This window comes from Pseudomonas sp. NFR02 (assembly GCF_900119375.1).
Taxonomy (GTDB): Bacteria; Pseudomonadota; Gammaproteobacteria; order Pseudomonadales; family Pseudomonadaceae; genus Aquipseudomonas; species Aquipseudomonas paracarnis.
The window spans coordinates 178422-188854 of the sequence record NZ_FPJJ01000003.1 but is presented as its reverse complement, the minus strand read 5'-3'; the positions used below and the strand labels follow the sequence as shown (position 1 = coordinate 188854).

Annotated in this window: 6 protein-coding genes; 5 read left to right on the top strand and 1 reads right to left on the bottom strand. The window is 60.1% G+C overall.

The features are described from left to right. Positions 1-197: 197 nt before the first annotated feature. Positions 198-5042: a dermonecrotic toxin domain-containing protein gene (locus BT199_RS11325; RefSeq protein WP_072434489.1), complete on the top strand. Its 4845-nt coding sequence runs from the start codon at positions 198-200 to the stop codon at positions 5040-5042. Between the two features lie 52 nt (positions 5043-5094). Beyond that, positions 5095-5313, top strand: a complete 219-nt coding sequence (locus tag BT199_RS11320; RefSeq protein WP_019820265.1) for a DUF2970 domain-containing protein — start codon at positions 5095-5097, stop codon at positions 5311-5313. Here BT199_RS11320 and BT199_RS11315 read toward each other — a convergent pair. Next, positions 5310-6377: an ABC transporter substrate-binding protein gene (locus BT199_RS11315; protein WP_060767570.1), complete on the bottom strand. Its 1068-nt coding sequence runs from the start codon at positions 6375-6377 to the stop codon at positions 5310-5312. The two genes, BT199_RS11320 and BT199_RS11315, sit on opposite strands and share 4 nt — an antisense overlap. Positions 6378-6802: 425 nt before the next feature. Here BT199_RS11315 and BT199_RS11310 point away from each other — a divergent pair, with 425 nt between their 5' ends. The 3 genes from BT199_RS11310 (at position 6803) to BT199_RS11300 (ending at position 10363) form a co-directional block, all read left to right on the top strand. Beyond that, positions 6803-8461 (top strand): nitrite/sulfite reductase, encoded by a 1659-nt coding sequence (locus BT199_RS11310; RefSeq protein ID WP_003190712.1) that lies wholly within the window; start codon positions 6803-6805, stop codon positions 8459-8461. Continuing rightward, positions 8445-8939 (top strand): DUF934 domain-containing protein, encoded by a 495-nt coding sequence (locus BT199_RS11305; RefSeq protein WP_003190711.1) that lies wholly within the window; start codon positions 8445-8447, stop codon positions 8937-8939. The genes BT199_RS11310 and BT199_RS11305 overlap by 17 nt, the downstream gene beginning before the upstream one ends. Positions 8940-9130: 191 nt before the next feature. Next, positions 9131-10363 carry an NADH:flavin oxidoreductase/NADH oxidase family protein gene (locus BT199_RS11300; RefSeq protein WP_058410574.1) on the top strand — a complete coding sequence of 411 codons (1233 nt, stop codon included), beginning with the start codon at positions 9131-9133 and terminating at the stop codon, positions 10361-10363. Positions 10364-10433 lie beyond the last annotated feature (70 nt).

Genomic DNA, 10433 nt, shown 5'->3' with positions numbered 1-10433 from the left:
CAGAACATCACCGTCCAGACGCTGCTCGGTGGTGAATATATACGGTGCAGAGTTGTTGGCACCCCAACTGATAGGCTCGCGGTAATCACCTACCGCACCCGCAATGACCAAATGCGATTTCCTGTGCCGGACCGATTCCCGGTCCGCTGGGCCGGCAGCTCAGAACAACCGGTTTTACACAGGAAACGGATTTCGTCATGCCCGAACCCATTACACCCGCGTCAACCCTGGCCTTTCGCCAATTACCCGCCCAGGCCGTACATGCGCGTTTCGCCACCCGCCCAGCCTTGTATTCAGTGCTGTTGAACGCCCTGCGCGAGCGTATTCTGGAACGCTACCCGTCGCTGAAGCTGGACTGGCAGACGGTCAAACTGGCAAGCCCTCAGCCATCCGGCGATTACGCCTATCCCGCATTGATGGAAGTGGCTATCGCCCATGTGCTGAACCCGCAGACGCTTGACCTGCACTCCGTGCGCGAGCGTCCCTACTTCCTCACCCAGACGCCACCCGAAGTTATCAAGCCCGAGGGCCTGCCGGGTCTCGACATGCAAGTCATCGCACAGATCATCGACGAGCTGCCAGCCTCGCTCTATCTGTACATGCAGCATGAGCTGGCCGACTACTGGAGCCAGGTTGACGAGCATGGCAACAGTCGCTGGCAGTGGCTCAGCGAGTTCCTCAACGGTCGGATGACCGCGGCGGCGGCGGGTTCTTCAACCTTGACCGACACGCAGCGTGACATGTTGACGGTGGTCGCCGCCTGGCCGGCACAACGTGAGCGCCTGCCCCGCTCCTCACCGGCCACCTATGTGTATTTCATAGAAACCACGCTCGCCGACGCCGGCAAAACCGTGCGCGTACTCACCCCGGACCTGCTGCTGGTACGTGAAAAACAGCTGCTGCTGTACAGCGTGGCCGGCAAGATCGACACGTTCGACTCACTGGCGGCGTTCAGCCAGGCCTGGGGCGCGAAGATGCAGGAGCAGTTCCGATTCGACAGCCTGACCTGGCGGCGCAACGAGCCGGTCGCCAATGTGTTTGAGCAACAGGCGGGGCTGATCCTCAATACACACCTGGAAGACCTGGAGACCCTGTCTTTCCAGGGTCAAGACGAAAAAACCCTTGAGCAGCACCTGGAGAAGATCACCGATCCGGCACGCTATTTCACCGACGTCCCGATCGCCGCCGCCGAACGGCTCGATGCCGTGAGCCAGCGACTGCCGGCATGGCTCGCACAAGCCAGCAACGCTGATCGATTTGCCTACCACCGCCATCTGCAGGACATGGCGCAGGTGCTGCAAAAAAACCAGGGCCGCGCGTTCAACGAGGGCATTGAAAACATCCACACGTTCAGCCGGGCCGCGCTACGCAAGCAGATGCAGGCTGATCATGGTGACGTCGACCCCGATGCCGTGCTGTTGGATTTCACCGTGGCCGCCGGTTATCCAGGGGGAGCCGGAATTGTCGAGCATGTGCGCATGTCGCTGACGGAACTGGCTCTGAAGAACCTCGCTGGCAAGCCCTCTGGCACGTTAGCGCTGTCCTCCCGGACGACAACACCGTTGCCAGGCTGGTTGAACGAAGATTATCTGTTGGGCAGCAGCGGTCTGATCCGGCGCGTCGATATCGGCACCACCTACCCCGAAGCCCTCAAAGACCTGTTGTTGTCCGACACGGTCGATGCTCGCCGCAGGGAGTCGCTGTTTACTCGGGAACTCAAGGTCCATCTGCCGATGCAGGCACTGGAGTACAAGATTCGCCAGCAGCACGGCATGACCGTCACCGGTTATCGGTACGTCAAGGCGCTGATGGCGCAAATGCCTGCCGACAGGATCGTTGACGGCCAGGAGATCGTCTTGCGCCCGCTGGCCCTGTGCCGCAAGACCGGGGCTGCGCCGGATCAAGCCAGCAATATTTTCATCATCGAGCCACGCGATATCAGTGCGGGCCCACATTTGCTGTATCGACCGTTGTATGCCGATGCCCTGCATCAATACCCCACTCGCCAGGCGCTGCTGGAGGCCATTGCCCAGCCAGGCGAGTTGCAGGACAGCGTGCTGGACTGGTTATCGGAGAAAGCCCGCCCCATCTACGCCCACGGAGGTATCAAGGAACCGCACATCATTCGTTTCCTGCCCGGCGATGAATACAGCCTGGCCGAGAAACCCGCCCCGGCGACCCTGGCGGTTGATGAGGGTGCCGGTGAATGGCTGCAATCGCAGGTCAACGGCCAACTGCTTAATCATCTGTTCGGCAGTACAGCGCGGGCGCTGGTCGATTTGGCGGACCGTGAATCAGTCTCCAACACCGAAAGCCGCTGGGCCGTCTTGATGGAAGGTGCGTGGTTGCTGTTCAACACCTTGTTGCTGCCGCTGGTACGCGGCCCAGCCATGTTGGCGGGCTGGTTTCTGGTGCTGGTCGCCAGCCTGGAGCAGGATCTGGCGGGGTTGGACAGCACGGACCCGATTACGCGTGAATCGGCATTGATCGATCTGCTGCTCAATACCGCCATGGTGTTGCTGCATGGCGCATCCGCGTCTGGCACGCCGTTACTGGAAGCTGATACAGAGGCCCGTGGTTTGCGACTGGCAGCCTGGCGCCGTGCCCCGGGCACGCCGGAAGCGGAACAACTGCCAGCGATACGCGAGGGCGTGGTGTCGCTGCCCGGTGAGCCGCCGGCGACGGGTGATACGGTGCTGGACTTCAGCCGGTCCCTGGCCAGCCCTCAAGCCAGTGAACGGCTCAGAGCGATGCTCGATATTCAGGTGCCCTGGCCCTCGTCACTGCCGGCCCCGCAAGCGAGCGGCGCACTCAAGGGCCTCTACCGCATTGACGGCGTCTGGCACGCCAGCCTTGGCGGGCTGCTGTTCCAAGTCAGCGTGACACCGGGGTTCGGCGAGGTCTACCTGGTGCACCCCAAACATCCTCAACATCCAGGCTTCAGGCTGATAAGCGACGGCCAAGGACATTGGCGCCTTGACCGCCACGCGAGGCTCAACGGCGGCATGCCCCGTGACCGATTGAGTACCTGGCAAAAGGAACGCGCCGAACGCCTGCGGACTCTGAATTCAGAGCTCACTGCGCTCAACGCCACGATGTTTTCCTTGATGGGTGCCTCTTTTACCTCTGAAAGAGCCCTGACGATCGCCCGTACCAATCTGGTCGAACAGAGTAAGAACCTGCGCAAGGATTGGTTGCTGCTGGCCAGTTCCAAGAGCATTCCGAAACTGCACGCCGAAGTGGTCAAGCGTCATGAGCAACGCCGCATTGCAACCGCACAGGCCAGGATCCAGTGGGATATTGCCCTGGACAACCAGCGCCGACACGGGCTACCCGTTGTCGAACTGATGAAAAAAATCCAGGCCAAGGCCAACGAGCTGATGAGCCTGGATAGGACTGACCCGGCCCACGAGCGCGCGCGGGACAGGGCCATCAAAACCCTTTACAGCTTCTGGGGCGGGCTTTATGAGTCTCTCTCCCAACGAATGTCAGACACCCTTGAGACCGAGCGCGGCGAAAGTTATGACGAGCTGAATGCGCGCACTAAGCAGGAGTTGCCCAATGACATCACCGACGCCTACGACGACTACATCAACCTGCAGAAACGCCAGGTCCAGGCGCTCGAACACATGATCGAGCCCGCAGAAAAAATCGAGACGCTGCTCAAGGAAGCTACCCCGGCAACACGTCAGTTTTTACTGCAAGACAGACCCACCGATCAAAACATCCACTCAGTGATCATCAAGCAACATGCGCTGCTGGTGTTTATCGACTTGGTATTAAACCGTGCGCACGGCTCAAGGGAGCTGGCGGAGTATCCTTTCGTCAGTGAACTGACCGACCCACGCACGGCAACCAGCCTGTCGGCGCATACGGAAATGATGACGACCAGCGGCTACTCGACCCTAGAGCAGATCGATGTACTCAAGAGTGTCCTGGAGCGCTATGAGCAATTGGAAAACGCCGTCAACTCATTGACTGAAATGGGTTCAGGGTTTATTCGCGAAGAATACCGCGAGCCCTTCCTGCAACATCTGGCCCAAGCCCGCAGCAGCCTTGAAACCCAACTGGCCCATTCGATTCTGGTCGAGGAGGGTTTTGCCCCTGTCACGCCCCCCGACAGCGCCACGCGACTCAAAGCCTCGAGTCGCAGAGTCATCACCACCCGCGACAGGAGGACCCTGGTAGGAGACTTGCGTGTCGGCCAGCCGGATGCGCCAGGCAATTTCGTCGATATCAAAGACCCGCTGACCGGCAAGACGCTCGCCACCTACCTTGAACACGCCAGTGAGGGGTTCTGGAATGTCGTAGAGCCAGCCCGCGCCGCACCGCCTGCTGAGGTGGCGCTTAAGCGCCCACTGAGGGCAATAGAGGCACAGGCACAAACGGTCAAAGACGAGCGCGCGGGAATTGATCGCAGTATTCATTTTCAACAACGCAAACTCAACGACCCCAGCCGACTGGAAAGCCTGGCCCCCCATGAATGGGATGTCATGCTGACGCAACATGCGCAAAAATTCACAACCCTGGCTGAAGAACTCAAACGCGACCATGCCACAGACGCCCGTGCCACCGAGCTGATCGACCGTTACCAGGAAGAGGCCGCCGCCGCCACCCGGCAAGCACGCGAGGCATGCAGCCTCGGTTACAAGTTGCAGCGCCCCAGGGCAGCCCATGTGGCCTATTTATGGCGACACGGTTTTGTCGACATCAACCTGGTCCGCAGCCGTGTCCCGTTAAAAGCGGGGGACTACCTGACCGAGTATGCGATACGCGATAAAAGCAAAATCAGGGAAGGCAAACAAGGTGAGGACGCCGTGCTGTGGTACGCCCACTTCCACTACGCGACGGCCGACAAGCCGCCTGCCAGCCCTGACTTCGGGCATCTGAAAACCAAAGCTGAACGGCTGTATACCCGCAAGGACCTGATCGAGCGGGCACGTGCCGACAACCGGGCCGTGGTCAACCTGGAGAAAGCCGAGATCAAGCCGCCGCTGGACCAACAGCTATTCCTGGGTCTGGAGGTGCTCAGCCCAAGATAAGCCGTAACCGATTGTCTATGCTCTGTACGATGACCCCGTTGACGAGGGCTGTATGGACGACCCAATCGATAACAAGCCGCCGACCTTCTGGCAGATGCTGCACAGCGTGATGGCGGCGGCTTTTGGTGTGCAAAGCGGCAAGAACCGCGCCCGCGATTTTACCCACGGCAAGCCTAGCCACTTTGTAATGCTGGGCATCCTGTTTACGGTGGTGTTTGCCTTGACCTTATTTGGCATCGTCAAATTGGTGCTGCACCTGGCCGGGGTTTAACGCAGCAGTAGTTGCAAGCTGAACGGGTAACGGTAGGACGGGGGCTTGCCCACCGCCGACAGTGCGCGAAATTCCACCGACCGCATGGGCCCCATCAGGCGCCGTGCCTGGGCAACATCGATCAATTGGAACAAGGCCTGTTGGCGGTTGCGACCGCCAAGCGCGCCGATATCGACACCCTTGGCATCATCATGGATCAACACCATTGCCCAGCCGCCCAGGGTGAAGTGCCCCGCCACCAGCGTACTCAGGCGCCCGTCCAGGCGTGCTGCAAGGATCTGCGGCGAACTGTTGACCGCACTGAACAACACATCCTTGCCCGGTACCCGACCGCTGTCTTGCAGGGCCTGCATGGCGCCCAATGCCATCTCATCATTGGCCGACCACACCAGGGCCGATTGTGGATAGCGCTTGAGCATCTGCGTGGCTTGTTCGTAGGCGCGCTGGCGGTTCCATTCACCGTAGACCAACTGGCGCAGGCGCACTTGCGGATGTTCGGCCAGGGCGCGGCGCAGGCCCTGTTCACGCAACTGCGCCGCCGGTGTGGTCTTGGCACCGGAAAATGCCAGCAGGTCCAGCGTTGCGCCAGAAGCGATCGGCCCGTGTTGGCGCAACAAGTCGGTCAACATCAGGTAGCCGGCCTGCTCGTCGTCCGCGACCATGCTGCCGATCAACCGGGTGTCGTGGTAGGCGTCCAAGAGCTGCGTCTGGTCGGGCGTCAGGGCGTTGTTGACGATCAGTAATTTCACCCCGCTGCCCTGGGCCATGCGCATGATTTGCGGGGCAACGTATTGCTCATTCACCAGCACCAGGTAATCAGGTCGTTCAGTGCCCAGCAATGCCTCTCGCGCATGGGCCAGGGTGACTTGGTTGTCACGCTCGGAATAGCGCACACGCAAATCCAGGCCGAGGTCCTTGGCGCCGGCCTGCATGAATTGCGCATAACTGACCCAGAAGGTTTCCGAAGACCGGCCAGGGTTGAGAAACACCACCGACGCAGCCTGGGCGATTGCCCCGTACGCCGACCCCAGCAACCACACACACGCCATCAGAACCTTCAACATGGTTGTCTGAACCTTGAACATAGAGCGCCATGATAGTGGCAATTAGATATTCAATCGAGGTTCAATCAACCCGCTGCTTTACTGGTGGCTAACCCAGAACACGGCGGTTCCCACCACCAGGATGGTCAAAAATAAAATGGCCCAGGCATCCACGGTACTGTCGGGTTTACGGGCTTTGGTGGAATTGCTCATCGCATCGCCTCTTGTCGGTTTTATAGGTGACTGCACTAAGACTCGAACACAGTAAAGACCAGAGTTGTCCCTGTGACAAATGTGGGTATGGCGATAACGGTTCTCATTAGTCAGTTTGGTTATTTACATATACCCAAACATCACTTTTGCGCATATACGCAAACTGTTATCGTGCGCCGGCTCCGTTGGGAGTGCGCGGCCGTGCGCGCAGATTTGCCGAGAACAGGACCTATATGTACGTATACGACGAATACGATCAGCGCATCATCGAGGACCGCGTCAAGCAGTTCCGTGATCAGACCCGACGCTACTTAGCAGGTGAACTGAGCGAAGAAGAGTTCCGCCCTCTGCGCCTGCAAAATGGCCTTTATGTGCAGCGCTTTGCGCCGATGCTGAGGGTGGCCGTGCCCTATGGCCAACTGACGTCGCGCCAGACGCGAATGATGGCCAAGATCGCCCGCGACTTCGACAAAGGCTATGCCCACATCAGCACGCGCCAGAACGTGCAGTTCAACTGGCCAGCCCTGGAAGATGTGCCGGACATCCTGGCTGAACTGGCTACCGTGCAGATGCACGCCATTCAGACCAGCGGTAACTGCCTGCGCAACGTGACCACCGACCAATTTGCCGGCGTCGCTGCCGATGAGCTGATCGACCCACGGCCATGGTGTGAAATCGTGCGCCAGTGGACCACCTTCCACCCCGAATTCGCCTACCTGCCACGCAAGTTCAAGATCGCCATCAACGGCTCGACCTCGGACCGTGCGGCCATCGAAGTACACGACATCGGCCTGGAGCCGGTGTACAACGCCGCCGGCGAGCTGGGCTTTCGCGTATTGGTCGGCGGTGGCCTGGGCCGTACCCCGGTGGTCGGTGCGTTCATCAACGAGTTCCTGCCGTGGCAGGACCTGTTGAGCTACCTCGACGCCATCCTGCGGGTCTACAACCGCTATGGCCGTCGCGACAACAAGTACAAGGCCCGGATCAAGATCCTGGTCAAGGCGCTGACCCCTGAGGTGTTTGCCCAGAAAGTCGATGCCGAAATGGAACACCTGCGCGGCGGCCAGACCACCCTGACCGAAGCCGAAGTGCACCGCGTCGCCAAGCACTTCGTCGACCCTGAGTACAAGGCCCTGAGCAATCAGGACGCCGAGCTGGCCGCACTCGACCAGCAACACCCAGGTTTCGCCCGCTGGCGCACGCGCAACACCCTGGCGCACAAGAAGCCCGGCTACGTGGCAGTGACCCTGTCGCTCAAGCCCACCGGTGTTGCCCCTGGCGATATCACCGACAAGCAACTGGATGCCGTCGCCGACCTGGCCGAGCGCTACAGCTTTGGCCAACTGCGCACCTCCCACGAGCAGAACATCATTCTTGCGGACGTTGAACAAAGCCAATTGTTCACCCTGTGGGGCGAACTGCGCGAAGGCGGTTTTGCCACGCCGAACATCGGCCTGCTGACCGATATCATCTGCTGCCCGGGCGGCGACTTCTGCTCCCTGGCCAACGCCAAGTCGATCCCGATTGCCGAGTCGATCCAACGCCGTTTCGACGACCTGGATTACCTGTTCGACATCGGCGAGCTGGACCTGAACATTTCCGGTTGCATGAACGCCTGTGGTCACCACCACGTCGGCCACATCGGCATCCTGGGCGTGGACAAGAAAGGCGAAGAATTCTACCAAGTGTCCCTGGGTGGCAGCGCCAGCCGCGATGCGAGCCTGGGCAAGATCCTCGGCCCATCCTTCGCCCAGGAAGCCATGCCAGAGGTGATCGGCAAGCTGATCGACGTGTATATCGAACAGCGTACCGAAGATGAGCGCTTCATCGACACCTACCAGCGCATCGGCATCGACCTGTTCAAGGAGCGTGTCTATGCAGCGAATCATTAAGAACAACGCAGTCGTCGACGAAACCTGGCACCTGCTGCCCAAGGACGCGAGCTTCGACGGCATCTCCAACTGCGACGACCTGATCGTGCCGCTGGCACTGTGGCGCGAGCACGGCCATGCCCTCAAGGCCCGCGATGGCGGCCTGGGTGTGTGGCTGGACGCCGATGAAGAAGCCGAAGAAATCGGTGATGACGTGCAGCATTTTCAGGTCATCGCCCTTAACTTCCCGGCCTTCACCGACGGGCGCAACTACTCCAATGCCCGCCTGCTGCGTGACCGTTATGGCTACAAGGGTGAACTGCGGGCCATTGGCGACGTGCTGCGTGACCAACTGTTCTACCTGCACCGCTGCGGGTTCGATGCCTTCGCCTTGCGCGCGGACAAAGACCCGTACGAAGCGCTGGAAAGCCTCAAGGATTTCTCGGTGACCTATCAAGCGGCCACCGATGAACCTTTGCCGCTGTTCCGCCGCCGCTAACCTCCTGTAGGAGCGAGCTTGCTCGCGAAGAACGCAAGGGCGCCAAATACATCCAGGTGACCTGCGTTATCGTTCAAGTTCTTCGCGAGCAAGCTCGCTCCTACAGTTGCATCGCCCGTGATCGACTCCCGCTTGACATTAAAGTTAACTTTAAGCTTAGCCTGAGACCTCCCCTGCTCAGGAGTTAACCCATGTCACCGTTCGAATCGCTGCAACTGCCTAACGGCCAAGTCATCGCCAACCGCATCGCCAAGGCCGCGATGGAAGAGAATATGGCGGACCTGCATCAGGCACCGTCCAAAGCCTTGAAGCAGCTGTACAAGACCTGGGCCGACGGCGAACCCGGCCTGCTGCTGACCGGTAACGTGATGATCGACCGCCGCGCCATGACCGGCCCTGGCGGTGTCGCGCTAGAAAACGAGCAACACCTGGCCAGTTTTCGTGAATGGGCCGACGTAGCCCGGGCCAAAGGTGTGCACTTCTGGGTACAGCTCAGCCATCCGGGCCGCCAGACCATGGCCAACCTCGGTCAACAAGCGTTGGCCCCCTCGGCTATTGCGCTGGATGTGGGCAGTTTTTCCAAGATGTTCGCCAAACCCAAGGCCATGACCGAAGACGACATCCAGGACGTCATCAAGCGCTTCGCCACCAGCGCCCGCCTGGCCGAGCAAGCCGGGTTCACCGGCGTACAGATCCACGGTGCCCATGGTTATTTGTTGAGCCAATTTCTCTCGCCCTTGAGCAACCATCGCACCGACCGCTGGGGCGGCCCCTTGGAAAACCGCGCACGCCTGTTGCTGGAGGTCGTCCGTGCCGTACGTGCCAGCGTCAGCCCTTCATTTTGTGTGTCGGTAAAGCTCAATTCCGCAGACTTCCAGCGCGGCGGCTTCGATGAGACCGATGCGCGCGCAGTAGTGGAGATGCTCAATACACTGCCGATCGATTTGCTTGAGTTGTCCGGCGGCAGCTATGAAGCGCCGGCCATGCAAGGTGAGGCGCGGGACGGCCGCACCTTGGCCCGTGAAGCCTACTTTTTGGATTTCGCCACACAAATGGCGAGCATCGCCACCATGCCACTGATGGTGACCGGAGGTATTCGCCGCTTGCCGGTGGTCCAGCAAGTATTGGACAGCGGCATCGCCATGGCCGGCATCGCCACCGCCCTGACCCTGGAGCCGCAACTGATCAAACAGTGGCGTGAAGGTCGCGACCTCAACCCACAACTGCGGCCCATGGAATGGAAGCGCAAACCCCTGGCCGCCCTCGCCACCCTCGCCGTGGTGCGCGACCAGATGCGCCGTCTGAGCCGCGGCCGCCTGCCCAACCCCAACGTTGCGCCCTGGCTGGCATTGGCCTGTGACCAGTGGTTTATCGCGCGGCGTACGCGGCAATACCGCGCAAGCATGACGCAATCTTCACATTAAAGGCGGAGCATTCGCCGTGATTGAACTGTCCCCTACTGATCAGCAGTTTTTCAACCTCACTGACGATTGG